General features: G+C 67.4%; 27 protein-coding genes and 1 tRNA gene. 13 read left to right on the forward strand and 15 right to left on the reverse strand.

The genetic code is table 11. The features are described from left to right. Nucleotides 1–7: 7 nt before the first annotated feature. The gene (locus AC1DMS_RS26690) at nucleotides 8–1,069 is read right to left on the reverse strand and encodes a porin (RefSeq protein WP_436301777.1); all 1,062 of its coding nucleotides are present in this window, start codon (nucleotides 1,067–1,069) and stop codon (nucleotides 8–10) included. A 203-nt stretch (nucleotides 1,070–1,272) separates the two neighbouring features. Between AC1DMS_RS26690 and AC1DMS_RS26695 the strand changes: the two genes are divergently transcribed. Continuing rightward, complete coding sequence (locus AC1DMS_RS26695) at nucleotides 1,273–1,965, forward strand: Crp/Fnr family transcriptional regulator (RefSeq protein WP_278881301.1); 693 nt, start codon at nucleotides 1,273–1,275, stop codon at nucleotides 1,963–1,965. Nucleotides 1,966–1,981: 16 nt separating this feature from the next. Here the strand turns inward: AC1DMS_RS26695 and AC1DMS_RS26700 are convergent, their stop codons facing one another. Genes AC1DMS_RS26700 through AC1DMS_RS26730 form a run of 7 tightly spaced genes read right to left on the reverse strand, consistent with a single transcriptional unit; the run spans nucleotide 1,982 to nucleotide 8,489 of the window. Continuing rightward, nucleotides 1,982–2,611, reverse strand: coding sequence for a YdeI/OmpD-associated family protein (locus AC1DMS_RS26700; protein WP_436301776.1), 630 nt, complete (start codon nucleotides 2,609–2,611; stop codon nucleotides 1,982–1,984). Next, nucleotides 2,599–3,552, reverse strand: a complete 954-nt coding sequence (locus AC1DMS_RS26705; RefSeq protein WP_062367197.1) for a phosphatidate cytidylyltransferase — start codon at nucleotides 3,550–3,552, stop codon at nucleotides 2,599–2,601. Before AC1DMS_RS26705 ends, AC1DMS_RS26700 begins: the two co-directional genes overlap by 13 nt. Further along, nucleotides 3,549–4,229 carry a lysophospholipid acyltransferase family protein gene (locus tag AC1DMS_RS26710; RefSeq protein ID WP_080642545.1) on the reverse strand — a complete coding sequence of 227 codons (681 nt, stop codon included), beginning with the start codon at nucleotides 4,227–4,229 and terminating at the stop codon, nucleotides 3,549–3,551. Before AC1DMS_RS26710 ends, AC1DMS_RS26705 begins: the two co-directional genes overlap by 4 nt. A 47-nt stretch (nucleotides 4,230–4,276) precedes the next feature. Continuing rightward, nucleotides 4,277–4,717, reverse strand: a complete 441-nt coding sequence (locus AC1DMS_RS26715; RefSeq protein ID WP_015867423.1) for a hypothetical protein — start codon at nucleotides 4,715–4,717, stop codon at nucleotides 4,277–4,279. Continuing rightward, nucleotides 4,710–6,059 (reverse strand): phosphatase PAP2/dual specificity phosphatase family protein, encoded by a 1,350-nt coding sequence (locus AC1DMS_RS26720; RefSeq protein ID WP_478181957.1) that lies wholly within the window; start codon nucleotides 6,057–6,059, stop codon nucleotides 4,710–4,712. The genes AC1DMS_RS26715 and AC1DMS_RS26720 overlap by 8 nt, the downstream gene beginning before the upstream one ends. Before the next feature lie 19 nt (nucleotides 6,060–6,078). Further along, entirely contained in the window at nucleotides 6,079–7,848 is a 1,770-nt protein-coding gene (locus AC1DMS_RS26725; protein WP_436301775.1) for a bifunctional alpha/beta hydrolase/class I SAM-dependent methyltransferase, read from the reverse strand. Between the two features lie 38 nt (nucleotides 7,849–7,886). After that, complete coding sequence (locus tag AC1DMS_RS26730; protein WP_436301774.1) at nucleotides 7,887–8,489, reverse strand: CDP-alcohol phosphatidyltransferase family protein; 603 nt, start codon at nucleotides 8,487–8,489, stop codon at nucleotides 7,887–7,889. Between the two features lie 86 nt (nucleotides 8,490–8,575). On the opposite strand from AC1DMS_RS26730, the gene ruvB reads away from it, so the two are divergent. From ruvB to AC1DMS_RS26745, 3 genes are all read left to right on the forward strand, one after another. After that, nucleotides 8,576–9,640: a Holliday junction branch migration DNA helicase RuvB gene (gene ruvB / locus AC1DMS_RS26735; protein WP_124958719.1), complete on the forward strand. Its 1,065-nt coding sequence runs from the start codon at nucleotides 8,576–8,578 to the stop codon at nucleotides 9,638–9,640. Between the two features lie 6 nt (nucleotides 9,641–9,646). Beyond that, on the forward strand, nucleotides 9,647–10,606 hold the full coding sequence (gene dmeF, locus AC1DMS_RS26740) for a CDF family Co(II)/Ni(II) efflux transporter DmeF (RefSeq protein WP_062367208.1): 960 nt from the start codon (nucleotides 9,647–9,649) through the stop codon (nucleotides 10,604–10,606). Nucleotides 10,607–10,696: 90 nt separating this feature from the next. Continuing rightward, on the forward strand, nucleotides 10,697–11,566 hold the full coding sequence (locus tag AC1DMS_RS26745; RefSeq protein WP_018906211.1) for a UDP-2,3-diacylglucosamine diphosphatase: 870 nt from the start codon (nucleotides 10,697–10,699) through the stop codon (nucleotides 11,564–11,566). Between the two features lie 31 nt (nucleotides 11,567–11,597). On the opposite strand, the gene AC1DMS_RS26750 is transcribed toward AC1DMS_RS26745, so the two are convergent. The 3 genes from AC1DMS_RS26750 to AC1DMS_RS26760 are packed head-to-tail and all read right to left on the reverse strand — an operon-like array spanning nucleotide 11,598 to nucleotide 13,805. Next, on the reverse strand, nucleotides 11,598–12,887 hold the full coding sequence (locus AC1DMS_RS26750) for a c-type cytochrome (RefSeq protein WP_436301772.1): 1,290 nt from the start codon (nucleotides 12,885–12,887) through the stop codon (nucleotides 11,598–11,600). Nucleotides 12,888–12,894: 7 nt separating this feature from the next. Beyond that, the gene (locus AC1DMS_RS26755; protein ID WP_436301771.1) at nucleotides 12,895–13,620 is read right to left on the reverse strand and encodes a c-type cytochrome; all 726 of its coding nucleotides are present in this window, start codon (nucleotides 13,618–13,620) and stop codon (nucleotides 12,895–12,897) included. Next, nucleotides 13,617–13,805 carry a DUF2970 domain-containing protein gene (locus AC1DMS_RS26760; protein ID WP_015867414.1) on the reverse strand — a complete coding sequence of 63 codons (189 nt, stop codon included), beginning with the start codon at nucleotides 13,803–13,805 and terminating at the stop codon, nucleotides 13,617–13,619. The genes AC1DMS_RS26755 and AC1DMS_RS26760 overlap by 4 nt, the downstream gene beginning before the upstream one ends. Nucleotides 13,806–13,906: 101 nt before the next feature. Between AC1DMS_RS26760 and AC1DMS_RS26765 the strand changes: the two genes are divergently transcribed. From AC1DMS_RS26765 to AC1DMS_RS26775, 3 genes are all read left to right on the forward strand, one after another. Beyond that, nucleotides 13,907–15,361, forward strand: coding sequence for an aminotransferase-like domain-containing protein (locus AC1DMS_RS26765; RefSeq protein ID WP_436301770.1), 1,455 nt, complete (start codon nucleotides 13,907–13,909; stop codon nucleotides 15,359–15,361). Then, the gene (gene alkB, locus AC1DMS_RS26770; RefSeq protein ID WP_436301769.1) at nucleotides 15,358–16,020 is read left to right on the forward strand and encodes a DNA oxidative demethylase AlkB; all 663 of its coding nucleotides are present in this window, start codon (nucleotides 15,358–15,360) and stop codon (nucleotides 16,018–16,020) included. The genes AC1DMS_RS26765 and alkB overlap by 4 nt, the downstream gene beginning before the upstream one ends. A 350-nt stretch (nucleotides 16,021–16,370) precedes the next feature. Then, nucleotides 16,371–18,323, forward strand: coding sequence for a 3'-5' exonuclease (locus AC1DMS_RS26775; protein WP_436301768.1), 1,953 nt, complete (start codon nucleotides 16,371–16,373; stop codon nucleotides 18,321–18,323). 39 nt (nucleotides 18,324–18,362) lie between these two features. On the opposite strand, the gene AC1DMS_RS26780 is transcribed toward AC1DMS_RS26775, so the two are convergent. Continuing rightward, nucleotides 18,363–18,884: a DUF2199 domain-containing protein gene (locus AC1DMS_RS26780; protein WP_436301767.1), complete on the reverse strand. Its 522-nt coding sequence runs from the start codon at nucleotides 18,882–18,884 to the stop codon at nucleotides 18,363–18,365. 92 nt (nucleotides 18,885–18,976) lie between these two features. Beyond that, on the reverse strand, nucleotides 18,977–19,219 hold the full coding sequence (locus AC1DMS_RS26785; protein WP_062367220.1) for a helix-turn-helix domain-containing protein: 243 nt from the start codon (nucleotides 19,217–19,219) through the stop codon (nucleotides 18,977–18,979). A 137-nt stretch (nucleotides 19,220–19,356) separates the two neighbouring features. Between AC1DMS_RS26785 and AC1DMS_RS26790 the strand changes: the two genes are divergently transcribed. The 4 genes from AC1DMS_RS26790 (at nucleotide 19,357) to AC1DMS_RS26805 (ending at nucleotide 21,852) form a co-directional block, all read left to right on the forward strand. After that, nucleotides 19,357–20,124 carry a zinc metalloprotease gene (locus tag AC1DMS_RS26790; RefSeq protein ID WP_436300862.1) on the forward strand — a complete coding sequence of 256 codons (768 nt, stop codon included), beginning with the start codon at nucleotides 19,357–19,359 and terminating at the stop codon, nucleotides 20,122–20,124. Nucleotides 20,125–20,137: 13 nt separating this feature from the next. Then, on the forward strand, nucleotides 20,138–20,557 hold the full coding sequence (locus AC1DMS_RS26795; protein WP_436300861.1) for a hypothetical protein: 420 nt from the start codon (nucleotides 20,138–20,140) through the stop codon (nucleotides 20,555–20,557). 10 nt (nucleotides 20,558–20,567) lie between these two features. Further along, on the forward strand, nucleotides 20,568–20,861 hold the full coding sequence (locus tag AC1DMS_RS26800; protein ID WP_436301765.1) for a hypothetical protein: 294 nt from the start codon (nucleotides 20,568–20,570) through the stop codon (nucleotides 20,859–20,861). A 214-nt stretch (nucleotides 20,862–21,075) separates the two neighbouring features. Next, nucleotides 21,076–21,852, forward strand: a complete 777-nt coding sequence (locus AC1DMS_RS26805; protein ID WP_436301764.1) for a DUF3800 domain-containing protein — start codon at nucleotides 21,076–21,078, stop codon at nucleotides 21,850–21,852. A gap of 326 nt (nucleotides 21,853–22,178) precedes the next feature. On the opposite strand, the gene AC1DMS_RS26810 is transcribed toward AC1DMS_RS26805, so the two are convergent. Further along, nucleotides 22,179–22,255, reverse strand: a tRNA-Met gene (locus AC1DMS_RS26810). 148 nt (nucleotides 22,256–22,403) lie between these two features. Between AC1DMS_RS26810 and AC1DMS_RS26815 the strand changes: the two genes are divergently transcribed. Together AC1DMS_RS26815 and AC1DMS_RS26820 are read left to right on the forward strand one after the other, a co-directional pair. Further along, nucleotides 22,404–23,072 (forward strand): sigma-70 family RNA polymerase sigma factor, encoded by a 669-nt coding sequence (locus tag AC1DMS_RS26815; protein WP_436301763.1) that lies wholly within the window; start codon nucleotides 22,404–22,406, stop codon nucleotides 23,070–23,072. After that, nucleotides 23,069–24,328 carry a hypothetical protein gene (locus tag AC1DMS_RS26820; RefSeq protein WP_478181958.1) on the forward strand — a complete coding sequence of 420 codons (1,260 nt, stop codon included), beginning with the start codon at nucleotides 23,069–23,071 and terminating at the stop codon, nucleotides 24,326–24,328. Before AC1DMS_RS26815 ends, AC1DMS_RS26820 begins: the two co-directional genes overlap by 4 nt. 4 nt (nucleotides 24,329–24,332) lie before the next feature. On the opposite strand, the gene AC1DMS_RS26825 is transcribed toward AC1DMS_RS26820, so the two are convergent. Beyond that, a complete protein-coding gene (locus tag AC1DMS_RS26825; RefSeq protein ID WP_015867408.1) occupies nucleotides 24,333–25,112 on the reverse strand; it encodes an enoyl-CoA hydratase in 780 nt (259 codons plus the stop codon). Between the last annotated feature and the right edge of the window lie 16 nt (nucleotides 25,113–25,128).

A 25,128-nucleotide genomic window follows, 5' to 3' on the forward strand; every position in this document is an offset into this window, starting at 1 on the left:
GCAGCTGTCAGAAGTTGTGGCGGATGCCGGTGGCGAGCACGCGCACGTCGTTGCCGCTGTTGGGTGTGACCGCGATGGTGGCGAGCGAGGCCGAGGCGCCGTGCCGGTTCAGCAGGCGTAGCCAGCGCGCATAGAGCACCGTGCGCTTGCTCAGGTAGTAGTCGTAGCCCAGCGTCCAGGCCAGCTGCGAGCGTTCGCTCTCGGCCACCTTGCGCTGCGTGGCGCCGAAGATCAGGTTCGAGGCCGGCGTCACGTTGTAGGTGAGGCCCAGGTTGCTGAGCTTCGCGGCCGGCACGCCGGGCAGGCTCGATGCGTTGCGCACGTAGCTGGCGTACAGCTGCAGGCCGATCGACGGCAGCTCGTACGAGCCGGTCAGCGCCTGGTAGGTCGTGGTGGCGGGCGAGGCCACGGGCGCCGCGGCCGAGCCGGAGCGCGCGCGCTGGAATGCATATGCGATGTAGTAGGGCTTGCGCGCCCAGCCGATGCTGCCGCCGTAGACGTTGCCGCTTTGGTGGCTCGGCGCGCTCGATTCGCCCGGCGCATAGGCGATGTCGGCAAAGAAGTCCATGCTGGCCGGCGTGCGGTAGCGCACCATGTTGCTGGCGCGGGCCGCGAAGGGCGTGAGGCCCGGCTGCGCGTCGGTGGCCGCCACCAGGTTGATGGGCGAGAACACCGAGTTCAGGCCGTAGGGGTCGGCCTTGAACAGCGCGTAGAACATCGGCGTGTACATGCGGCCCGCATCGATCTGCCCCCACGGCGCCGAAAGGCCGACGAAGGACTGCCGGCTGAACGACATCGCGGGGCCGGGCAGCGTGCCGTTGCCGGTGTCGGGCGCAAAGCCGCTCTCGAGCGTGAAGTGCGCGCCCAGGCCGCCGCCCAGGTCTTCGGTGCCGCGAAAGCCGATGCGCGAGGCGGTCTGGCCGCCGTCCTCGAGCCGCGTCGAGGAGGCGGCGCCCGACTTGGCATGCGCCATGTACAGGTCGACCGTGCCGTAGATGGTCACGGTGCTTTGCGCGAACGCAAGGGCGCAGGCCGTCAGCGCGAGGCCGGCGGTGGCTGTCTTCTTCATTTGCTTTGTCTCCGGGTGTGGCTGCCGCCTGCGGGTGCAGGGCGGTGCCGCTTGTGTGCTTGTCGAGGTCCGGGGCTTACGATAGAAATGAAGACCCGCCGAATCTGTCAACGCCTTGACAGATTCGTGAACATCAAGGCAGGGAGAACCCGCTGGCCCGATCGACTGTTTCCTCCCCCCAAGACGCCGAAGAGAGCGCCGAATTGCTCGACCGCGCTCTGCGCTGGAACGAACTTTTCTCGCACTGGCCCGACGCGCTGCGCGCCGAGCTCATGAAGTCGGCGCGCCTGGTGCGCTACCGCCGCCGCACGCAGGTGCTGGCGAGCGACCGCCACAAGCGCGAGCTGCTGGCGGTGGTGTCGGGCTGCCTGGAAATCAGCAGCATGAGTTCGCAGGGGCGCAAGTACGTCAACGCGCTGCTCGGGCCCGGGCAGGTGGCGCCGCTGGTGCGCCTGCTCGCGGACGTGCCGCTGCCCTACGACTACCACGCGCACGAAGACTCGGTGATCGTCCATCTGCCCTGCGACGCCGTGATCGCGCTGCTCGATGCCGAGCCCGTGCTGTGGCGCGACGTGGCCAAGATGGCGCTGAAGCGCCAGCGGCTCAGCGTGGTGCTGCTGCAGAACCAGATGCTCAACTCGGTTCGCGGGCGCGTGGCCGCCACGCTGATGAGCGTGATCCACTTCTATGGCATGCAGGTGAAGGCGGCGGCGAGCCTGCCCGTGCGCCTGTCGCAGAACGACCTGGCGGCAATGCTCGGGCTGTCGCGCCAGACCATCAACAAGGAGCTGGGGCGGCTGGTCGCCGAAGGCGTGATCGACATGAGCTACAAGCGCATCCGCATCGTGGACCCGGACAAGCTCGCGCACATTGCGGCCGGCACCGGGCCGCAATGAACCGCGCCGGACCCGCTCAGGGATGGATCTTCTCGCCCTTGGCCAGCATTTCCACGAACTGCGCAATGCGCTTCGCCCGCGTCTCGGGCCTCTTCGCGCCCTGCGTGCGGAACAGCACCGCATAGCGGTTGCGCGAATCGAGCGTGGCGAAGAAGGCGGCGGCCTTGGGATTGGCGTCGAGCGCGGCCTGCAGGTCGGGCGGCACGGTGGCAATGCTCTGGGCATCGTAGGCCGCGTCCCAGCGGCCATCGGCGCGGGCACGCTCCACCTCGGCCAGGCCGGCGGGCTGCATGCGGCCCTCGTCGATCAGCTTCAGCGCCTTGTCGCGGTTGATCTTCGACCAGACGCTGCGCGCGGTGCGCGGCGTGAAGCGCTGCAGGAAGAACTGCGCGTCCTGGCTCTTGCGCTGGCCGTCGATCCAGCCGTAGCACAGGGCGGCTTCGAGCACCTCGGCGTAACTCACGGTGGGAAAGCCGCTGTCCTTCTTCGCCATCCGCAGCCACACGCCGGACGCGGTGGCGTGATGGCGCTTGAGCCAGCGCGTCCAGCCGGCCACGGTGGTGCAATCGACCGGCGTGTCGTGCGCGACGCGCTCGGCGGTCGTGGGGTTCTTCGTGCGGGCGCGGGCTGTGCTCACGGCACCCACCAGTAGCGCAAGGCGTGGAAGTAGATCGGCGCCGCGAAGATCACCGAGTCGAGCCGGTCGAGCATGCCGCCGTGGCCTTCGATCATCGAGCCCCAGTCCTTCACGCCGCGGTCGCGCTTGATGGCCGACATCACGAGCCCGCCGAAGAAGCCCATGAGGCAGATGGTGAGCGCCATCAGCGCGGCCTGCCAGGGGTTGAACGGCGTGGCCCAGTAGAGCGCCGCGCCCAGCGCGGTGGCGCTGGCCACGCCGCCGACCAGGCCTTCCCAGGTCTTGGAAGGCGAGAGCTCAGGCGCCACCTTGCGCCGGCCGAAGAGCTTGCCCCACACGTACTGCAGCACGTCGCTGCCCTGCACCACGATCACGAGAAACGCGATCAGCAGCAGGTTACGGCCTTCGAAACCGGGGATCTGCAGCGTGAGCAGCGCGGGCACGTGGCTGATGCAGAACACGCAGACCATCAGGCCCCACTGGATCTTGGAGGTGCGCTCCAGAAAGCGCTGCGTGTCGCCGCCCACGGCCGCGAGAATCGGCAGCACGAGGAAGGCGTAGACCGGGATGAAGATCGAATAGAGCCCGTACCAGTCGATCCACACCAAGAAATACTGCACCGGCAGCCCGATGTAGAAAGCCGCCGCAATCGCATGATGGTCGCCGCGCCGGGTGTAGGCCAGGCTGATGAACTCGCGCAGCGCATAGAACGAGATCAGGTAGAACAGCACGATCACGCCGCCCTTGCCGAACGCGAAGGACAGGCCGATCACCGCCACCATCACCCACCAGGCATTGACGCGCGCATTGAGGTTGTCGATCACCGAGTTCGGCTGCCCCGCCGCCACACGCCACTTGAGCAGCGCGCCGATGGCCGAGGCGAGGATCAGCACGCCGGCCACGCCGCCGAACAACTGCAGCGTGGTCTGGGTGGAAGCGGAGATGTTCATGGCGTTGCTGTTGCTGCTGCTGCTTTTTCTTGTTCGGGCAGGCGGTCGTACTCGGGCCGCAGGTCGAGCATGGCGGCGCGCGCGCGGGCGATGAAGGCATTCTTGTCTTCGCCTTCTTCGAGCCGGATCGGCGTGCCGTATCGCACCGTGCAGGCCAGCGGAATCGGCACCAGCGTGCCCTTGGGCAGCACGCGCTTGAGGTTCTCGATCCACACCGGCACCAGCCGCACATTGGGGCAGGCGCGCGCCAGGTGATAGAGGCCGCTCTTGAGCGGCAGCAGGATCTCGTCGCCGGTGTTGCGCGTGCCCTCGGGGAACATGATGAGCGAGTCGCCGCCGTCCAGCGCCTCCTTCATCTGCTCGACCGGGTTCTCGCCCTGGCCCGAGCCGTCGCGCCGGATCATGAGCGCGTTGAACACGTCGGCGCCGATGAACTGGCGCAGCCTGGAAGCCATCCAGTAGTCCTGCCCGGCCACCGGCCGCGTGAGTGCGCGCAGGTCGGGCGGCAGCGTGGCCCACAGCAGCACGAAGTCGCCGTGGCTCGTGTGGTTGGCGAAGTAGAGCGTCTGCTCGGCCTTGGGCGTGGTGCCGCTCCAGATGGCGCGCACGCCGGTCAGGAGGCCGGCCGCGCCGATGATGAGCTTGCCCGCAACCACGGCCAGCGCGCGGCGCAGCACGGTGCTTTCGGGGCGGCGGTCTTTTTTGTTGTTGTGGTCTTCTTCGGTCAAGAGAGATCCTGTGTCATCAAGGCAAGAAGAAACATCGCGCTCTGGCAGGCGACCACGATGGCATGCCGCTGCATGAGCTGGCGCGTGCCCTGCACGCGGTCCTCGAGCGAACGCAGCGCCTTCGACGCTTCGGCGTTGCGAAGGCCGAGCCGGTCGAGCGCGGTGTCGAGCGCGTCCAGCGAGGCGATGGCGCCGCGCGCCAGGTCGGCGAACAGCACCTGGTCCAAGCGCAGCCTGAACGCGAAATAGCGCTCGAGCGCACCCAGCACCAGCACTGCGCCAAACCCCATGGCAGCTGTGATCGACAGCGAACGCAGCGTGAGTGCGAGCACCAGCGCCGCGATGCATGTGAGCGCGAAGCCCCACGCCGCCAGCACCGCCGCCGCGCGCAGCAGTGCGGCGAGCGATGCGCAGGTGGCGCGTTCGTCGTCAGTCATGGGGTGGTGCTCCCGAAGCGGCGGTGCCCAATGGCGCGAGCGATATCCGCCACGCCGGCCGCAGCACGACCTGCGGACGCGCAAGCCGCACGGCGTCCTCGGCCTGCGCCAGTCCGCCCATCGCGCCATAGCGGCCCAGCCAGGCGATCACGGCGGCGGCGCTGCGCGAAAAGCCCAGCGCGCAGCACACCCAAACGGCCGCGCCGTCGGCATTGCGGCGCTGCCCTTCGATGACCGCGGCCGCGCGCTGCAGGCGCACGGTCGGCGGCACGGTCAGGTCGAGCATCGGCACGCCGCGCGCATGCGGCACGCCGGCCGGCATCTGCAGTTCGGCGCACAGGCTCACCAGTCGGGGCCGGCCGGCGGCGATCCATTCGGCGCGCGTGGGCTGCCGCCCGAGCAGCAGGCCCGGCACCACTTCGACGAAGGCCGGCAGCTTGCGCGTCCAGAGCCATGCGTTGACGGCTGCGCCCAGGCGATAGGGCGCGAGCAGCCAGCGCGCCGCCCAGCCCATGCGGCCTTGGCCGTCCATCTGGAAGCCGCGGGCGCCGAAGCCGACGTAGTTGAGCGCTACCAGCGCCAGCGAGGCCGAAGGCCAGGCGAGCCACAGCGCAACGCCGCCCAGCTGCACGGCCACGGCGAGGAACAGTGCCGCACCCACGGCGTAGAAACCCGCGAGCTTCCAGCGCTGCGCATCGCGCGTGCAGCGCCAGGCGCGCGGCATCGAAACCGTGCGCTCCAGCGGCCAAAGCCACACGCAGAACAGCCCGAGCAGCGCGCCGGTCGGAATGTCGATGAAGTGGTGCTGCCAGGTCGTGAGCACCGAGGCGCAGATCGCGAACGCCCACACATGCAGCACCAGCCTTGCCCACATGGCGCGCAAGAACTGCCGGTACCAGTCCCACAGGATCACCGCCAGCGCGATGTGCAGCGAAGGCGCCTGGTTGTAGGGCTGGTCGAAGCCGCGCAGCGCGTTGAACAGGAAGGCCGGCGCGCCCTCGACGGTCGGCTGCCCGAAGCTGAAATGCAGCGGCCAGATGACGAAGCAGGTGCAGGCGATGAGCGTTGCGCTCACCAGCCGCAATGCATGCCGGTCGAACGTGTGCCTGCTGCGCGCGAGAAAGAGCGAGAGTGCGTAGAAGACGTTGATCGTCCAGTACGGAAAGATCGTCCAGGCCCAGAACGGCAGCTGCCGCTCCCACTCGAAGGCCATCGAGGGCACCTGCGCGCGCGTGGTGGCCCACCAGTTGGCCAGGCCGTAGGTCGCATAGAACAACGGCCCCAGGAACACGAGCCAGGCGGCTGCGCGCTTCCAGGGCCGTTGTGCGGGCGGGGGTTTCATCTGGCGCGCAGCCCTGGGCTCACGCGACCCTCACCGCGAGCGAGACGGTGAAGATGCCCCATTCGTCGATGCGCTGGTCGATCTTGCGGAAGCCCGCTTCCTCCACCAGCTGGTCCATCTCGGCCTGCGTGCGGCGGCGCATCACCCAGGCTTCGCCCTGGCGATGGCTGGTGAGCGCGCGCGCAATCATCTCGAGCTGCGGATGCCAGGGCTGGCCGGTGTAGACCAGGTAGCCGCGGTCTTCCACCGCATCGCCCACGCCCGCGAGCGAGCGCCGCACCATTTCGTTGTCGGGGAACAGCTCGTAGAGGCCCGACACCACCGCGAGCGTGGGGCGCGGCGTCACGGTGGCCAGGCTGATGCGGTCGAAGGCGTCGGCCTGCACGAACTGCGCCACGTCTTCCAGGCCCTTCTCGGCAATCAGCGCGCGGCCGTCGCGCACGTTGATGTCGCTGTAGTCGCGCAGCAGGATCGAGCTGGCCTTGACGGGGCTCGCAAGCACCGCGTCGAGCACGTAGCGGCCATGGCCAGCCGCGATGTCCATCACGCGCACTTCGCGGTGCATCTCGGCCAGGCGCTCCATCGCGATGCGGATCAGCTCCTCGACGTGGATCTTGCGCTGCCGGATGCCGCGCCAGCCGATCGAGTTCAGGTAGGTCTTGTCGACGGAGCGGCCCAGCGCGCCCTTGCCCTTCGGCTCGTTGCGGTAGACGTAGTCGAGCGTGCTGCCCGAATCGAAGCCGGTGTCGTGCCCGAGCTTCACGCCGCGCGAGAGCACACCGCCCAGGCGCAGGCTGGCGCGCGTCATGCCCCAGTAGGCGCCGCGCAGCGAGAGCGGCGCCAGCGGCTCGGCCAGCGCACGCGATTCGTCGGCGGTGTTGCCAGCCAGGTGCGCGGCGCGCAGGTCGACCGGCGCGGGCGGCTGGTCGAACAGCTGCAGGATGAATTCGCGGATTGCCTGCACCGCCGGCGCGCGGTCCCTCTCGCCCAGCGTGTCGTGGAAGAAGCCCGGCAGCTCGAGCTTGGTTTTGACGGCGCTGCCCAGCCGCTCGAAGAACTGGTGCTGCGGCTTGTGGTGCACCACCCAGTCCGATCCCGAGACCAGCAGCTGCACCGGCAGCGTGATGGCGTTGGCGTCGGCCACCACGCGGTCGGCGGCTTCGTACAGGCCGAGCAGGATGTTGACCGCGATGGGCCGCGAGATCAGCGGATCGCTCTCGTAGCTCGCGATGCGCTCGGGGTCGTGCGTGAGGAACTTCGCCTTCACATAGCTGTTGACGAAGAACAGGCCGCGCAGCTTGTGCATCAGCCCGAGCCCGGCGCGTGCAAAGGGCACGTAGAGCTTCACCTTGAAGGCCGGCGAGGCCAGCGTGAGCCCGCGCACCTTGGGCGCGTAGTCGTGCGCCCAGGTGGAAACCAGCACGGCCCCCACGCTCTGCGCAATCACGTGGATGTCGTGCTCCGGCACGCCGTGCGCGCTGCCGATGTGCTGGATGAAGGTCTGCACATCGCGCACCGAGGTGGCAAAGCTCGGGCTGTAGCCGCGCTGGCCCGGCGAGCGGCCGTGGCCGCGCGCGTCCCAGGCGAAGAAGTCGAAGTCGGGCAGGCCGAGCTCGTCGACCAGGTGCGCCATGCGCGCCCCGTGCTCGTGGCCGCGGTGGAACAGCACGATCGCGCCGCGCCGCGCGCCGCCGGTGGCCGGCCAGTGCCGGTAGAAGAGCGATTCGCCGTCGTGCGTGCGGAACTGGCGCTCCTGCGGACTGCGTTGATTGGTGTTTGTGTCGGTCATCGGATCCCTGTGGCTATTTATGTTTGTTCGTTGTGGGGCTACGCCGCCTCGGCCAGTGCGCGGCGCACGCGGTTGGCCACCGTCCAGGCCACGAGCGCCGCGGCCAGCGGCATCAGCCATGCCGCCCAGCCCGGCAGCGGCCAGCCCAGCGCCACATAGAGACCGAGCGCGCCGAACACGAAGGCGCGGTCGCTCTTGCCGAGCGGCCCGTCGTAGCGGCGCGAGGCGCCCACCGTGGGGCCCAGCGCGCCCGCGAATTCGCTCAGCCCCGCCAGCACGATCACCGTGCCGACCCAGAACGGGCTGAACGGCGGCACCAGCGCAAACGGCAGGTACAGCGCGGCGTCGGACACCACGTCGGTCAGTTCGTTGAGGAAGGCGCCGAGCCGGCTTTGCTGGCCGTGCTCGCGCGCCAGCATGCCGTCGATCGCGTTGAACGCCATGCGCACGAACATCCAGGCCGGGATCAGCCCGAAGGCGGCCAGCGACGGCGCCGCAAAGAAAAGCCAGAGCCCGAGCGCGACCGAAACCACGCACGCGGCCAGCGTGACCTGGTTGGCGGTGACGCCCATGGCATGCAGGCGCCCCACGAGCGGCCGCAGCAGGCCCTGGAACCGGGGTTTCAGTTCGTAGATCGACACGTGCCGGCTTCCCCTCGTTTGTTATATGGCCGAAGCATTCTGCCAGTGTGGCAGGCACTAAACTTGCCCTTGCAGCCTCTCATTCCATGACCATCCAGACCGACGATTTCGCCCCAGCCCCGCCCCGAGTGGTGTCCGCCGCCCCCGCTTCGCCCCAGGAAGAGGCCATCGAGCGGGCGCTGCGCCCCAAGCTGCTGGACGAATACGTCGGCCAGGCCAAGGTGCGCGAGCAGCTCGAGATCTTCATCGGCGCGGCGCGCAAGCGCAAGGAAGCGCTCGACCACGTGCTGCTGTTCGGCCCGCCGGGCCTGGGCAAGACCACGCTGTCGCACATCATCGCGGCCGAGCTGGGCGTGAACCTGCGCCAGACCTCCGGGCCGGTGCTCGAGAAGCCCAAGGACCTGGCGGCGCTCCTGACCAACCTGGAGCCCAACGATGTGCTCTTCATCGACGAGATCCATCGCCTGAGCCCGGTGGTCGAGGAAATCCTCTACCCCGCGCTGGAGGACTACCAGATCGACATCATGATCGGCGAAGGCCCCGCGGCGCGCAGCATCAAGCTCGACCTGCAGCCCTTCACGCTGGTGGGCGCCACCACCCGCGCCGGCATGCTCACCAACCCGCTGCGCGACCGCTTCGGCATCGTGGCGCGGCTGGAGTTCTACACACCGGAAGAGCTGGCGCTCATCGTGCGGCGCAGCGCAGGCCTGCTCAAGGTCGACACCGACGCGGCCGGCGGCTTCGAGATCGCGCGCCGTTCGCGCGGCACGCCGCGCATCGCCAACCGCTTGCTGCGGCGCGTGCGCGACTATGCCGAGGTGAAGGGCAACGGCCGCATCACCGAGGACATCGCGCACAAGGCGCTCGCCATGCTCGACGTCGATCCGCAGGGCTTCGACCTGATGGACCGCAAGCTGCTCGAAGCCGTGATCCACCGCTTCGACGGCGGCCCGGTGGGCCTGGACAACGTGGCGGCCAGCATCGGCGAAGAACGGGACACCATCGAGGACGTGATCGAGCCCTACCTCATCCAGCAGGGCTACCTGCAGCGCACCCCGCGCGGGCGCATCGCCACGCTGGCGGCCTACCGCCACCTGGGCGTGACGCCGCCTTCGAGCCGCTCCGACGGACAAGACCTCTTCGGAATCTGACGACCCATGCATACCCATGACCTGAGTGCCTGGCAGCACGACCATCATTTCGGCGCAGGCAACGAATCGGCCGAGCGCAGCACCCGCCTCGTGATGTGGATCACCGCCGCGATGATGGTGGTCGAGATCGGCGCCGGCTGGTGGTTCAACTCCATGGCGCTGCTGGCCGACGGCTGGCACATGAGCTCGCATGCGCTGGCCATCGGCCTGAGCGCCTTTGCCTATGCGGCGGCGCGGCGCTATGCACGCGATCCGCGCTTTGCCTTCGGCACCTGGAAGATCGAGGTGCTGGGCGGCTTTGCGAGCGCGCTGATGCTGCTCGGCGTTGCGGCGCTGATGGTGGTGGGCTCGATCGAGCGGCTTCTCTCGCCCTCGGTCATCCTCTACCGCGAAGCCGTGGCGGTGGCCGTGCTCGGGCTGGTGATCAACCTGGTCTGCGCACGGCTGCTGGGATCGGCGCACCACCACGGGCATGGGCACGGCCATCGCCATGACGCGCACCATCACCACGACCACCATGGCCACGCGCACGGCCACGACCTGAACCTGCGCTCCGCCTACCTGCACGTGGTGGCCGATGCCGCCACCTCGGTGCTGGCCATCGGCGCGCTGCTCGGCGGCTGGTTCTTCGGCTGGTCCTGGCTCGACCCGGTGATGGGCATCGTCGGCGCGGTGCTGGTGGCCGTGTGGGCCAAGGGCCTGCTCAAGGAAACCGGCAAGGTGCTGCTCGACCGAGAGATGGACCACCCCGTGACGGCCGAGATCCGCGAAGGCGTGGAAACCATGCTGGCCGATTCGGAAACCCGCGTGGCCGACCTGCACGTGTGGCGCGTGGGCCGCGAGGCCTATGCCTGCGCGCTCACGGTGGTGACGCATTCGCCCACGCTCACGGCGGACGAGGTGCGCGCCTGCTTCTCCATGCACGAGGAGATCCGCCACTCGACCGTGGAAATCCAGCGCTGCTGAGGACGCCGCCCGAAGCGCGGGCTTCGGCGTCACCGATATGTCACGGGACCGCCATCGCCCGGTCACGCGTTGGTGGGAGCCTACCCGTCCATGCAACGCGACGATGCTTTCCTGCGCGCATGGCGCGACACCGCGACCCGGGCCCCCGAGCCGGAGGACGACGATCTTGCGCGCCCGCCGCTGCGCTGCCGCACGCTCTGGATCTCCGACCTGCACCTTGGCACGCCCGGCTGCCAGGCCCGCGCGCTGCTCGATTTTCTCAAGCACACCGAGTGCGAGACCCTGTTCCTGGTCGGCGACATCATCGACGGCTGGCAGCTCAAGCGGAACTGGTACTGGCCGCAGGCGCACAACGACGTGATCCAGAAGCTGCTGCGCAAGGCGCGCAAGGGCACCCGCGTGATCTTCATCCCGGGCAACCACGACGAGTTCGCGCGCAAGTACCTGAACCACAACTTCGGCGGCATCGACGTGGCCGAGGAATGGATCCACGAAACCGCCGACGGCCGCAAGCTCTGGATCATCCACGGCGACCTGTTCGACGGCGTGATCCAGTGCGCCAAGTGGCTCGCGCACGTGGGCGATTCGCTCTACGAATTCACGCTCAAGCTCAACCGCCACCTCAACTCGCTGCGTGCGCGCATGGGGCTGCCGTACTGGTCGCTTTCCAAGTACCTCAAGGGCAAGGTCAAGCGCGCCGTGAGCTACGTGGGCGACTTCGAGAACGCCGTGGCACGCGAGGCCCGCAAGCGCGGCGTGCAGGGCGTGGTCTGCGGCCACATCCACCATGCCGAGATGCGCGACATCGACGGCATCCTCTACTGCAACGACGGCGACTGGGTCGAGAGCCTCACGGCGCTGGCCGAGCATGCCGACGGCACGCTGGAGATCATCGACTGGGCGCAGCACATGCCGGTGCCGGCCAAAGCGGGCGCGCCGCGCGAGGCCGTCGCGGCCTGAGCCTGGGCCGGGCCCGCCTGCCGGTTCTTCTTCAGCGCCGCATCGTGTCGAGCTGCGTCACGGGCGCACTGTCATTGCCCCATGACCCGCGAATGTAGGTCAGCACCGCGGCCACGTCGCCCGCATCGAGCACCTGCCCGAACGGCGGCATGCCGTAGGGCCGCGGATTGCCCGCGGTGGAGGGCAGGTAGCCGCCGTGCGCGATCACCTGGATCAGGTTGGTCGTCTCGGCCATGTTCACGGCGCGGTTGCCCGCCAGCGGCGGAAAGGCGCCGGGCGCGCCCTGGCCCTGGTCGCCGTGGCAATAGGCGCATTGCTGGTCGTAGATCCTGCCGCCGCGGGCCATGGTGCCGGCATCGCGGCGCGCCGGTGCGGCAGCTGTGCGTACGGGGGCCGCAGCTTGCGCCGGCACGCCGGGCAGGTCCTTCAGGTAGCTGGCCATCGCGGCCAGATCGGCCTCGCTCAGGTGCTGCGTGCTGCGAAAGACCACGTCGGCCATCGGCCCCATGACCGAGCCGCGCGGCGCCACGCCGTTCTTGAGCAGCCCCACCACGTCGGCCGTCGGCCAGTCGGCCACGCCGGCCTGGTGCGGGTCGGCAAGCGATGGTGCATACCAGTTCTCCGCCGCGATCAGCCCGCCCGAAAGGCCCAGCTTCACCTGCGTGGCGCCGAGCGAATCGCGGCTGCCGTGGCAGGCGATGCAGTGGCCCAGCCCGCCGACCAGGTAGGCGCCGCGGTTCCATTCGGCCGGCTTGGCCGTGTTGGCCACGAAAGCCTCGGGCTTGAAGGAGAGCGCCCGCCAGACCGCCAGCGCGGCCTGCGTGTCGTAGGGAAAGCGCAGCCGGTGCGCCAGGTTGGGCGCCGGCGCGGGTGGCAGGCTGCGCAGGTAGGCGTAGATCGCGTCCGAGTCTTCGCGCGTGACCTGCGTGAAGTTCGGATACGGGAACGCGGGGTACAGCAGGCGGCCGTCCTTGCTGCGGCCGTTGTGCATCGCGCGCCAGAAATGCGCGCTGCTCCAGCTGCCGATGCCGTTCTGCACGTCGGGCGTGAGGTTGCTCGAATACACGGTGCCGAAGGGCGTCTCGATCGGCAGCCCGCCGGCATAGGGCTGGCCGCCGCGCGTGGTGTGGCAGCCGGCGCAGTTGCCGGCCAGCGCAAGGTAGCGCCCGCGCTCGACCCGCTGCGGCGTGGCATTGAAGGCTTCGGCCTGTTCGGGCAGCGGGTCTTCGCCGCGCAGGTTCAGCGCGACGATGCCGCCGGCCGCGGCGCCCAGCAGCAGCACCAGAACCAGCAGCGTCCAGCCGAGGTGTCGCATCTTCATCGGCGCCTCACTTCGGCATGCCGCCGCAGCGCATCGGCAGTGCGGCGGGCAGCGATGCGGCAGGCTTCGGATCGGCCGGCATCGGCTGCACCGCGAGCCAGCTGGCCACGGCGTTGATGTCGGCCGTGGTCATGCGGCGGCCGATGTCGGCCATGCAGTCGGGTGCGAGTGCATGCCGCTCGCTCGTGAGCCAGGCGCCAAGCTGCGAAGACACGTAGAGGCGGGGCAGCCCCAGCAGCCCCGGAATGGCCGGCTGCACGCCGGTGAGCGCAGCACCGTGGCATTGCACGCAGGCGGGAATTTGCCGCGCCGCATCGCCTTCGAGCGCCAGCTGGCGGCCGCGCGCCAGCTGCGCGGGTGGCGCGTCGCTCACGGGCGAGACGGGCGGGTAGGGCAGGTCCAGGCCCGCGAAGTATTCGGCCATTTCCATCAGGTAGGCATCGGAGAGGTGCTGCACCATGTAGTTCATGTCGGCATTGAAGCGCCGGCCGTCGCGAAAGCTGCGCAGCTGGTTGAACAGGTAGCCCGCGGGCTTGCCCGAGAGGCGCGGAAAGTAGCCGGCATTGGTGGTCGCGCCTTCGCGCCCGTGGCAGGCAATGCAGGCGGCCACGCGCTGCTCGATGCCGCTCGCGGAAGAGGCGGCCGGTGTGGCCGGTGCGGCCGCCATGGCGCAGATGCCGTGGCCCAGCAGCAGCAATGCAATTGCGGCGAACCGGCGAGCGGCTTTCTTCATGTGCCGGCCGCGAAGTGCGCCAGCGCCAGCAGCCCCGCAATGAGCAGCAGCACCGTGGCCAGCGCGACGCCGACGAGCGGCAGCAGCCCGACCTGTGCAGTGCGCCGGTCGGCATCCGCGCGGCGGCCGCCCAGCCCGATGAAACTCCAGAGAACCGCGCGTACCGCGCGCATGAGATTGGACATGCACCGACTGTGCCGCAAGCGCAGCCAAAAAAACAGATGCAGATCCGAACCAAATCACCGGAGCAGATAAAGTCCCACCACCGAATGAAGACCGCCCCGCCATGAAGCGCTACGAAGCCCTTGCCGCCGACATCGAGGCGTCGATCCGCCACGGCACGCTCAAGACCGGCGACCGGCTGCCCTCGGTGCGGCACACCGGCGAGAGCCGGGGCGTGAGCGCTTCCACCGTGTTCCAGGCGTACTACCTGCTGGAGGCGCGCGGCCTGGTGCGCGCGCGGGACCGCTCGGGCTACTACGTCACCGGCGGCGGGCTGCGCGATGCACCGCCCGAGGCCAACCTCACCTCGCGCCCGGCCGAGGGGCCCAGGTCGCTCGACGTGAGCGACCACGTGTTCGACATCCTCGAAGCCAGCATGTCGCGCAAGGTGGTGCCCTTCGGCTCGGCGTTTCCGAGCCCGCTCCTGTTTCCGCTGGCGCGGCTGGGCCAGTTCATGGCCGCGAGCGCCAAGTCGCTCGACCCGTGGAGCACCGTGGACGACCTCACGCCCGGCAGCGCGGCCCTGCGCCGGCAGATTGCGCTGCGCTACCTGGGCGACGGCATGCAGGTGGCGGCCGATGAGATCGTCGTCACCAACGGCGCACTGGAGGCGCTCAACCTGTGCCTCGCGGCGGTCACGCGCCCCGGCGATTCGGTGATCGTCGAATCGCCCACCTTCTATGCGGCCCTGCAGGCGCTGGAGCGCATGGGCCTGCGCGCCATCGAGGTGCCGACGCATCCCGGCGAAGGCATCGACCTGGCCGCGCTGGAGCTTGCCATCGCGGCCCACCAGCCCAAGGCCTGCTGGCTCATGACCACCTTCCAGAACCCGCTCGGCAGCCTGATGCCCGACGCGAAGAAGAAGGCGCTGGTCGAACTGCTCGCACGGCACGCGCTGCCGCTGATCGAGGACGACGTGTACGCCGAGCTCTACTTCGGCGACCGCCGCCCGCCGCCGGCCAAGGCCTTCGACACGCAGGGGCTCGTGCTGCATTGCTCGTCGTTCTCGAAGTGCCTGGCACCGGGCTACCGCATCGGATGGGCATCGGCCGGGCGCTTTGCGCGCAACGTGGCGCGCTTGAAGCTGACGACCACGCTCAGCACCTCGGTGCCCGCGCAGCTCGCGCTCGCAAGCTACCTGGAAAAAGGCGGCCTCGACAAGCACCTGCGCAAGCTGCGCCAGGTCCTGGCCGTGCAGCAGGCAAGCTTTGCGCAGGCAGTGGGCCACTACTTTCCTGCAGGCACGCGCGCCACGCGGCCGCTGGGTGGGTACTTCATGTGGGTCGAGCTGCCGGCGCAGGTCGATGCGCTCGCCATCCACGCCCAGGCGCTGGAGCGCGGCATCAGCGTGGCGCCCGGGCCCATCTTCTCGGCCACGCGCGGCTTCGCGCACTGCCTGCGCCTGAACTACGGGCATGCCTGGGACGCGCAGAGCGAAAAGGCGATGCAGACCCTGGGGCGATTGGTGGCAGCCGCCGCGGCAGGCAGCCCGCCGCGCGAGAAAATCGTGCTGCCGTGACCTTCGATCTTTTCTCCGATGACCTCGAAGACGCCGCGTTGCCGCGCGGCAAAGAGGCGATCGGCCCCGGCGCGTTCGTCCTGCGCAGGTTTGCGCTGCCTTATGTCGACGAACTGCTGTCCGGCCTGCACGAGGTCGAGCAGCGCGCCGCCTTCCGCCACCTGGTGACCCCCGGCGGCTTCACGATGTCGGTCGCCATGACCAACTGCGGCCGGCTCGGCTGGATCTCGGACCGGCGCGGCTATCGCTATGGCGAACACGATCCCGAAACTGGCCAGCCCTGGCCCGCCATGCCGGCGGCCTTTGCGCGCTTGGCCGAGGCGTCGGCCGCCGAGGCCGGGTTTGCGGGCTTCGAGCCCGACGCCTGCCTGGTGAACCGCTACGAGCCCGGCACGCGGCTGTCGTTGCACCAGGACAAGGACGAGCGCGACTACGGCGCGCCCATCGTCTCGGTGTCGCTCGGCATGCCGGCCATCTTTCTCTTCGGCGGACTCGCCCGCAGCGACAAGGCCGCGCGCATTCTGCTGGTGCACGGCGACGTGGTGGTGTGGGGCGGGCCCGACCGGCTGCGCTACCACGGCGTGCTGCCGCTCGAAGACCGGCCGCACACGCTGCTGGGCAGCCGGCGCATCAACCTGACTTTTCGCAAAGCGGGATGAAGCGGCCGCTCAAGTCAAATTGATGACTTGTTCCTTTTTTCTGTGCACAACTCTGTGGGTTGTCTGAGGACCGGGGACGCCGGAGCCAGCATTGGCGGGGGTTGGCACTAGGTTGCCTGCGGAATGGGCAGGGGGTCGGGGCGGTGGAAAAACGGGGGCTGCCTGGAACGGGCGTCTCGAAAAGCGGTCTGGATTCGTGACATACATCACGAATTCAGCCAAGGGCCGGCGGTCGGGACGGAGGCCTTTGCCGCTTCGATCACAATCAGTTACCGATCGATGACGGAGCCGTTGCCCGCAAAGCCCTTGGTCCTCCGGCGGCGAGCGGGCTCGGTCTTAAGGGCGCACGCATGGCTTACTTCCCTCAGGGCAAAACAACCGTTCATGCCCGCTGCAACACAGGTGAGCGCAAGCTCTTCGAGGCGCTGAAACGCCACTTGCCGGACGACCATCTGGTTTGGCACGACCTCCCGATTGGCGATGCCGGCCTGCAGCCTGACTTCGTGATCCTGAGCCCGCGACAGGGCTTGCTGGTGCTGGAAGTCAAGGACTGGAAGCGAAGCACGCTGGCCGGTGCTGACAAGCATCGTGTGCAGCTCAACGTGGAGCGGGGCGTGGTGACCAGCCCCCATCCGCTGGCCCAGGCGCGCCAGCACGTGCTCGCGCTCGTCGATCGAATGCAGCTTGACCCGGCGTTGGTGGCTGCGGAAGGCCGTTTCAAGGGAAAGCTGCTGTTCCCGTGGGGCTGGGGCTGCGCCTTGGTGAATCTCAAGCGTGACAGTGTGTCGGACCCCGGCTTCGCGGAAATCTTCCCGCCAGAACGAACGCTGCTGCGTGACGATCTGGAGGACGACACGGACACAGAGCTCTTCAGCCAGAGGCTGTGGTCGATGATGCAGGTGAACTTCCCGCATACGCTGACCCTGCCGCAACAGGATCGTGTGCGCTGGCACCTGTTCCCGACCCTGCGCGTGGAGCCGCAGCAAGCGGCGCTTCTGCTGGGCGAGGCGAAGCCCGATGGCCCCATTCGCATGCACGACATGATGCACGTCATGGACATGCAGCAGGAACGCGAAGCGCGCCGCATGGGTGATGGCCACCGGGTCATCCACGGTGTCGCCGGATCGGGCAAGACCATGATCCTGGTGTTCCGTGCGCAGCATCTCTCCAAGGCCGCCGCGGCGGTCGGGCGGCCTGTGCTGGTGCTCTGCTACAACCGCGCGCTTGCCGAGCGCATCGCCTATCTCTTACAGCAGCGCGGAGTCGACGGAGCCGACCATGGTGTGGTGGTGCGCTCGTTCCATAGCTGGTGCGAGGACATGGTGCGCACCTACCAACTGGAAGTGAAGGCACCGCGCAGCCCGGCCGACGCCTACTTCGCCGAATTGGCTGCCACCGTTGAACGTGCACTCGCAAGCGGCTTCGTACCCAAGGGCCAATACACGGCCGTGATGATCGACGAGGCGCACGACTTCGAGGACGCCTGGCTGCGGATGGCGGTGGAACTGGTCAACCCCGCCACAAAGGCACTGTTGGTCCTCTACGACCATGCCCAGGCAATCTACAAGAAGCAGAATCGAAAGACGCCGTTCAAGGCCCTTGGCATCGATGTGGTCGGCGGCCGTCGCAGCACCATCCTGCGCACCAACTACCGCAACACGGCGGAAGTGCTGAGCCTGGCGCTGCGGTGCGCAGGCGAGTTGATGCCTCAAGGTCCGGCCTCGGACTCCGCTGCCGACATGAACGACAGCGAACTCGGCGCGCTGCTCGATGGCGCAAACGGTGACGCGCCGGTATCTGTCGTTCGGCCGGACTCGGCGGGGCGCCGCGGCCCGATGCCAGTGCTCCACGAAGCAGACTCCGCCCGGACCGAAGCGCTGTGGCAGGCCCAGCGCATCGCGCAGTTGCAGGCCGAGGGCGTGCGGCTGGGACAGATCGCGGTGGTCTTCCGCTACAAGGCGGCGATGGAACCTCTGGAAGACGCCCTGCGTGTGCATGGCATTCCCTTCCAGTCAATGCGCACCATCAAGCCGCGCGACCTGCAATGGGCCGACGATGCGGTGCGGATCTTGACTGCCCACAGCGTCAAGGGACTGGAGTTCTCCCATGTCCTGGTCGGTGCGATTGATGCGTTCGAAGAGGCCAAGCATCAATCTGCTGCGGACGAGTTGCGATTGCTCTATGTGGCAATGACTCGCGCCACCCTGTGGCTGGCGCTTTCGGCGCGCCGGGCGGGTCCGTTGGTCGATCAAGTGCGCGGGCAGTTGGAGAGGCTTCGGGTGGAGTGGGCGGAATTGGGTTGAGCGTTGGTTGAAGCGCATCGCATTCTCTCGACGCAGGTGTTAGGCCTTATGCAACGCCTTTTCCGCCAACTCTTGGGCACGAGCCACTGAAATGCCTTGTGCTTGATCTATGACCAGTTGGTCGTCCTCGGGATCGCCTTTGTGCAGGACCACTTTTGGACGTTGATTGCCGGACTGAACCTCAACGTCGGCAGGCCGAGTCGATGGGTATGGATAAACACCAATGTCATTGCAAACCCAGCCGAAGAATCCTTCTCCCTGAACTGGATCATCGAAAGTCTCGTAGTAGCGATCAAAGCTCTTCTTGCTTAGCGAGACCCAGACCCCCCAAAGAAATGGATCTTCGACTCCGTGGATCGGTACTTCGAGTACTGCTCGGACAAAGTAGTCGGTGCCCTCGTCGTGAGTGACGGTACAAAAATCGTCGCTCAGTCTTCCCATAGAGGCCTTCTGCTCATCCGAGAGGCATGCATAGTGGTCTGGTGCTCGAAAAGCGAAGCTAGGGGAGCCTTCGTGGATGTCACCACAGCGACTGCATTTGAACGCGAAGATGGCAGCCATGAACTCTGAGCCCTCCATTTGAAATCGGGGGTGTGATCGCACTCTCCAGGCGTCCGCTCCTGGCCGCATTCTGTCCTAGTGGCCGCGGACCGCTACGCCCCCGCCTTGATCAGATCCACGATGGTGCTCTCCGGTCGGAGTTTGCAGGCGCGGCACCAGTCCAGATAGAACAGGACATCCATGTACCGCTCGCCCCGTTCGACTTTCGAAACATAGGACTGGTCGACCTTCAGCCGTGCGCCCAGTTCAGCCTGCGTCAGCCCTGCGGTAAGCCGTACCGCACGCAGGTGCTTGCGCAGGACTTCGTATCGGCGATGGTGAATGGACAGCAGCATTCATCGATGCTCATTGCCGCCCTGGAAAAGGCCATTTTGACCTTTTATGATTATGATTCTCTCGAGCCAAAAATGTCACTTTGGCCTTTTTATCGATAGAAATCAGGGATCAAAAAATGAAAAGCAGAATGGTTTTCTTGAGCACCGCCCTCGTATTGGCGGCTTGCGGCGGCGGAAGTGGAGGCGGCAGCGCCCAAATGGGGCCTGTCGCGGGGCTTCCCTCCACCCCGGCGCAAACGACGACGCCCACGGCGCCGGCTACACCTGAGGCACAGGCTCCGGCCGAGCCCGTGGCGCCAGTCGCTTCCGCCGGCCCGACCGATACCGAAATCCTCGGCCTCCTCGATTCCACCAATCTCTCCAGCGCCGGCTACCCGTGGAACGGCCGGTACGCAGGCGTGGTGAAGCGCTGGAACCTGCCCATCCCGGTCAAGACCAATGGCGAAGCCCGCGCGGTGCCTGCGATGGACGAGATCGAAGCCAAGCTCGGGTTTGCCGTCTTCGACCGCGCCAGCATCGCCGCCGCGGACGAGGCGACGATCACCCGCGGCATCGTGTTCCGCCGGGGCACGGCCTACCTGCCGGCCGGCGCCAATCCGCAGGGCTTCTGCGCCAACGTCAGCGATGCGCCCTTTGGTGGCGGCTGGTCCGCTTCACTGCTCAACCCGGGCGAACTCAGCGGGCGGATGTACGTGAACCTGGACAACCCGCAATGCGTGGCAGACGGCGCCATCGTCATCCACGAGATCGGGCATGCCTTGGGCTTGGCAACCCACTTCAAGGGCTTTGGCGACGACGACGGGGCTGTCGGGCCGGAGTTCTGGCCCGTGCTGGCGACGCTCTATGCGAACGCCATCGGTACGCCCAAGGCGTCCGTCCTCATCAAGCAGATCGACAAGAACTGAAGGAGGGGACGCAATGAAACTGATCGAAGGCAGGCTCACGCGGCTGGGCGAGTCGACCGTGAACATGAAGAACGAGGTGGTCAAGTATTCGCTCATCCAGATCGGCGACAAGACGCTGACGAACGTGATGATCGACCGCAAGCTCAACAACTTCCTGCAGGACGGGGTCGAGACGGAGAAGGCCACGCAGCTTTGGTTTCTCAACGGCGGCAAGATCGTGATGGGCGTGCAAGTCGGCGACGACACGCGGTACTACGGCACGATCAACCCGTTCTTCTACTTCGCGATGCTGTTCAATGTGGTGTTCACCTGCATCGTGTTCACGTATCAGCCACTCGGCGCTTTGGCGTGGGCCGTGCTCATCTACGCGATCGGCGGACGCAGGTGGCTGGACTACCGCAGGGTGGCGGCTGCCGGCGGCATGAAGGTGTGAGGGCACGGCCATGAAGCCAATTTCCATCGTCATCGCGGCCTGCGCCGTGCTGCTGGCCGGCTGCGGTTCGGAGCCCGGTGAAGCCGATGTCAAGGCCGCCTTGCTCAAGGAGATCGAAACGCTCGTCGGCAAGGAGGCTGGCAAGGGCCAGCAGGCCGAGTTGGATGCCCTGAAGCTCATCGGCTGCAAGAAGGCCGACAGCAACGGCTACGTGTGCGACTGGACCGGGCCATCGGGTGGCGGCAGCGGCAGGCTGGTGAAGGATGAATCCGGCTGGGTGCTGGTGAGCCTGGGCGGCGGGTAGGCCGCCAGGCTTTGCTGCGCCGCCGGGCCCTTGCCCGCGGCGTGCGCAAGCCCAAACAAAAAAGCCCAAGTAGTTGATTTACTCAAGGCTTTTTAACTTTTGCGGAGAACCGCAAAAGTGGTGTTGGTGGTCTTCACTAGATCGAAAGATCCTTGCCAGACCCGCCTCGTACACTTGATGAATGAAATCGCACCCACCAGTTCTCCGCTTCTATATGGACGATTCTGGCTCGCGTGATCCCGACAGAGACCGCTCTACAGATCCCAGTGTTGTTGATTGGTTTGGGCTCGGTGGAATCATCGTGCGTGAGGAGGATGTCGATGAACTGGAGGCACGGGTACTGGAATTTCGTGCCCGCTGGCCGAATCCCGGTGCTCCGCTGCATTCTTGGGAGATCCGTGCCCGTAAACATGGGTTCGCGTGGCTTCGCACCACGTCGAAGGTCAAGCAGGCGCGCTTCCTTGGTGAGCTAACTGATCTCATGTGCTCCCTGCCAATTGTTGTGCACGCATCGGTTGTGGATCGGCCTGGCTACAACAGGAGGTACATGACAGAGTACGGTCCTAGGCGATGGTCGCTCTGTCGCACGGCATTCAAGATCGCCGTGGAGCGTGCCGCCAAATTTGCGGCGTCGCGGGATTCCAGGCTGAGGGTCTACGTCGAGCAGAGCGATCGGCCTAACGAGGCCAGATTGAGAGGGTACTTCAACTCACTTCGCTCTGATGGCCCGCCCTTCAACAAGGAGACTTCTTCAGTTTACGCGCCGCTCGGCGCAGCTGAGCTTGCCAAGACCTTGCTCGAGTTTCGCGTCAAAACTAAAGGGTCTGTTGCCATGCAGGTGGCAGACTTGGCGTTGTGGCCCATCTGCAAGGGGCGTTATCACCCAGAGAATCAGTCACTGATTGCGCTCACCTCGAGCGGTCTGCTACTCGATGCCCATTGCAATGCAGAAAACGGCCTGCTTGGCATTAAATACAGTTGCTTCGACTAGCAGCATCCAAAAACGCAAAAGCCCACTTTCGTGGGCTTTTGGCGGCCGCCAAACTTTTGGGGGCGACCTCATAGGCTAGGCCTGCGAGCATTTTGCCTGAAGGCCGGTGCCATTGCAAAAATTTTTGCAGCAACCCTCTGTGGACAGCACATTCTTGGCAAGACGGGCGCAGTAACTTCCAGCCACCAGCAACGACCGCTGTTGTTACCGCGCAATCCGGCGGAAGCACGCAAACTAACGTGGACCACCTCGGACGTAAAAAAAGCCCTAAGTAGTTGATTTACTTAGGGCTTTTTGACTTTTGCGGAGCACCGCAAAAGTGGTGTTGGTGGCTCTTCACGGACTCGAACCGCGGACCTGTGGATTATGATTCCATCGCTCTAACCGACTGAGCTAAAGAGCCGTTCGGCACAGTTTTGTGCCGAGCCCAAGATTATAGCGCAGGCTGCGGGCCCGGAATCAAGCCCGCCGAGCCGCACACGGTGTCTTTTTTGCGATGGCCAACCCCGAAGCCGGCCGCCGCCCGTACAACCCCGGGTGAAAATCCGCCGATGTCTGCGCTGCCCCGCGCCCCTTCCGCCAAAGCCGCCACCGAGCGCGACGCCATGCCCGACGACCAGTTGATGCTGGCCTACGCGCGCGGCGACGGCGCGGCGTTCGACGTGCTCTACGCGCGCCACGAGGGCGGGCTGTTCCGCTTCGTCAAGCGGCTGCTGGGCGCCCGGCTGGCCGCGCAGGCGGACGAGGTGTTCCAGGACACCTGGGTGCGCATCATCTCGGCGCGCGACAGTTTTTCGCCGCAGGGCGCCGCCTGGCGCACCTGGGCCTTCACGATCGCGCACAACCTGGCGATGGACCGGCTGCGCGTGAGCGGGCGCGAGGTGGCGCTCGACGCCACGCATCCGGACGATGGCGAGGACGCCTTTCCCACGCTCGACCGCGGCGTGCGCGGCGCGATGGATGCCGCGGCGCATCCATCGGCCGAAGAACTCGCGTTCTGGCGCGCCGCCGGCCGGCGCCTGCTGGCCTGCCTCGACGAATTGCCGCCCGAGCAGCGCGCCGCGTTCCTGCTGCATCATGAAGACGGGCTGACGGTCGAAGCGCTCGCGGCCAGCCTGCAGGTCGGCTTCGAGACGGTGCGCAGCCGTCTGCGCTATGGGCTGCAGAAACTGCGCGGCTGCATGGAACGCTACCTGTCGGTGCTGGAGCAGCGCGCATGAACACCGGCAGCGGCAACGGCACCTCTGGCTTCGACGACGATGGCGGCGAGGACGCGGCGCTGCGCGATCCCGCACTGCGCCGCGCGCTCGACCACGCGCCCGACTGCGACGCACTGCCCGATCCGCGCACCCGCGACGCGATCCGGAAGATGGYGCACAACCTCGCACCGGTTCCCGCGGCGGCGCCGGCGGCTGAAGACGAGGGTGCCGCGCCCTGGTGGCGCCGGCTGTTCGGCGGCGGCGGGGGATCGCATGCGCGCATGCCGTGGAACGCGGCCTTTGCGACCGTGCTGCTGGCTACCTTCGTGACCGTGCTCTGGCATCGCGAACCGGTGCCCGATGCGCGGCTGGATGGAGAGGCGGGAGTTGCCTCCGCGCCTGCGACTGCTCAGGAGGCGGCGCCGGCTGCGGCTGCAGTTCCGGCGCCGGCCGCGGCACCCGCGCCCGCGCCAGCTACCGCATCGGCCCCGCCACCGGCACCAGCGCAAGCCCAGCCGCAGGCCGAAGCGGCGCGAGACACGGTGAGCGAAGAGTCCATGCGAAGCAGTGAGATCGCAGTGCGCCGATCGGCGCCGCCGCCCTCCGGCAAGCAGGCTGCCGCACCAGCGCCCGAGCCCCAGGCCAGCCAGGTCGCGCCAGAGCCGCCGCCCCTGCCAGCGTCGCTTCCCGCACCTGCGCCACCTGCAGCAGTTCCACCGGCACCAGCATCATCACCAGCAGCAGCGATCGCGCCGCCGCTGCCTCCTGCGCCCATGGCCCCCGCAGCGCCGCCCGCCACCCGCGAGGCCGCCAGCGGCGGCACTTCTGGTTCTTCTCCAGCCCTGTCGGCACCGCAGCGCAGCCCCAGCGCCGACGCCGCCTCCGGCATGCTGCGCTCGGCCCCCGCGCCGCGCGCGGCCGTGATGGCAGGCAAGGCCGCGGCAAGTCCGGATGAAGGTGCGTTCTCGGCGCTCGACCAATGGACGTCGTTGAACGCAACACGCGCCGGGCAGAGCGTGCGCCATGCGCGCGGCGACACCGAGGGGCTGGCCGCGTTGGTCAACACGCTGGCTCGTTCGGCCACCGCGCCGGGCGCTGAACCGGCCGCGCCCGTCGAGGCGCGGCTGGAGCTCTACCGCGGCGGCGCCCTGCTCGCGGTGCTCGAGATCGCGGGCGACCAGGTGCGCTGGACGCCGCAGGGCACGGCAGCCGGCGCCTCGGTCGGCACGCCGCCGGCGCAGGCGCTGGCCGAGTTGAAGGCGCTGCTCGCGCGCTGATCGCTCAGGCGTTCTTGAAGTCCGGCTGGCGCTTGGCGAGGAAGGCGTCCATGCCTTCCTTCTGGTCGGCCGTGGCAAACAGCGCATGGAACAGCCGGCGCTCGAACATGACGCCGTCGGAGAGGCCGCTCTCGAAGGCGCGGTTGACCGACTCCTTGGCCGCCATCACCGCGATCTGCGAGTAGCCCGCGATGATCAGCGCGGCGCCGAGCGCTTCGTCGGCCAGCTGCGCATAAGGCACCACGCGGCTCACGAGGCCCGCGCGCTCGGCTTCGGCGGCGTCCATCATGCGGGCGGTGAGCGCCATGTCCATCGCCTTGCTCTTGCCCACCGCGCGCGGCAGGCGCTGCGTGCCGCCGGCGCCGGGGATCACGCCGATCTTGATTTCGGGCTGGCCGAACTTGGCGTTGTCGGCCGCAATGATGAAGTCGCACATCATCGCCAGCTCGCAGCCGCCGCCCAGTGCAAAGCCGCTCACGGCCGCGATCACGGGCTTGCGGATCGAGCGGATGGTCTCCCAGTTGCGCGTGATGTAGTCGCCCTTGTAGGTGTCGATGAAGCTGTACTTGGCCATCGCGGCAATGTCGGCGCCGGCCGCAAAGGCGCGTTCGCTGCCGGTCAGGATGATGCAGCCGATGGCGTCGTCGGCATCGAAGGCCTTGAGCGCGGTGCCCAGCTCGGTCATGAGCGCGTCGTTGAGCGCATTGAGCGCCTTGGGCCGGTTGAGGGTGATGATGCCGACCTTGCCTGCTTCGGTCCGCACTTCGATGTTTTCGTAGCTCATGGGTGTCTCCAAGGGA

It is taken from the genome of Variovorax sp. 05T418 (genome assembly GCF_056396385.1).

Coding starts and splice junctions, on each gene's coding strand:
- AC1DMS_RS26690 (WP_436301777.1), bottom strand. CDS start 1,069: ATGAAGAAGACAGCCACCGCCGGCCTCGCGCTGACGGCCTGCGCCCTT.
- AC1DMS_RS26705 (WP_062367197.1), bottom strand. CDS start 3,552: ATGAACATCTCCGCTTCCACCCAGACCACGCTGCAGTTGTTCGGCGGC.
- AC1DMS_RS26715 (WP_015867423.1), bottom strand. CDS start 4,717: ATGACTGACGACGAACGCGCCACCTGCGCATCGCTCGCCGCACTGCTG.
- AC1DMS_RS26720 (WP_478181957.1), bottom strand. CDS start 6,059: ATGAAACCCCCGCCCGCACAACGGCCCTGGAAGCGCGCAGCCGCCTGG.
- AC1DMS_RS26725 (WP_436301775.1), bottom strand. CDS start 7,848: ATGACCGACACAAACACCAATCAACGCAGTCCGCAGGAGCGCCAGTTC.
- ruvB (WP_124958719.1), top strand. CDS start 8,576: ATGACCATCCAGACCGACGATTTCGCCCCAGCCCCGCCCCGAGTGGTG.
- dmeF (WP_062367208.1), top strand. CDS start 9,647: ATGCATACCCATGACCTGAGTGCCTGGCAGCACGACCATCATTTCGGC.
- AC1DMS_RS26745 (WP_018906211.1), top strand. CDS start 10,697: ATGCAACGCGACGATGCTTTCCTGCGCGCATGGCGCGACACCGCGACC.
- AC1DMS_RS26750 (WP_436301772.1), bottom strand. CDS start 12,887: ATGAAGATGCGACACCTCGGCTGGACGCTGCTGGTTCTGGTGCTGCTG.
- AC1DMS_RS26755 (WP_436301771.1), bottom strand. CDS start 13,620: ATGAAGAAAGCCGCTCGCCGGTTCGCCGCAATTGCATTGCTGCTGCTG.
- AC1DMS_RS26760 (WP_015867414.1), bottom strand. CDS start 13,805: ATGTCCAATCTCATGCGCGCGGTACGCGCGGTTCTCTGGAGTTTCATC.
- AC1DMS_RS26765 (WP_436301770.1), top strand. CDS start 13,907: ATGAAGCGCTACGAAGCCCTTGCCGCCGACATCGAGGCGTCGATCCGC.
- AC1DMS_RS26775 (WP_436301768.1), top strand. CDS start 16,371: ATGGCTTACTTCCCTCAGGGCAAAACAACCGTTCATGCCCGCTGCAAC.
- AC1DMS_RS26780 (WP_436301767.1), bottom strand. CDS start 18,884: ATGGCTGCCATCTTCGCGTTCAAATGCAGTCGCTGTGGTGACATCCAC.
- AC1DMS_RS26785 (WP_062367220.1), bottom strand. CDS start 19,219: ATGCTGCTGTCCATTCACCATCGCCGATACGAAGTCCTGCGCAAGCAC.
- AC1DMS_RS26795 (WP_436300861.1), top strand. CDS start 20,138: ATGAAACTGATCGAAGGCAGGCTCACGCGGCTGGGCGAGTCGACCGTG.
- AC1DMS_RS26800 (WP_436301765.1), top strand. CDS start 20,568: ATGAAGCCAATTTCCATCGTCATCGCGGCCTGCGCCGTGCTGCTGGCC.
- AC1DMS_RS26805 (WP_436301764.1), top strand. CDS start 21,076: ATGGACGATTCTGGCTCGCGTGATCCCGACAGAGACCGCTCTACAGAT.
- AC1DMS_RS26815 (WP_436301763.1), top strand. CDS start 22,404: ATGTCTGCGCTGCCCCGCGCCCCTTCCGCCAAAGCCGCCACCGAGCGC.
- AC1DMS_RS26825 (WP_015867408.1), bottom strand. CDS start 25,112: ATGAGCTACGAAAACATCGAAGTGCGGACCGAAGCAGGCAAGGTCGGC.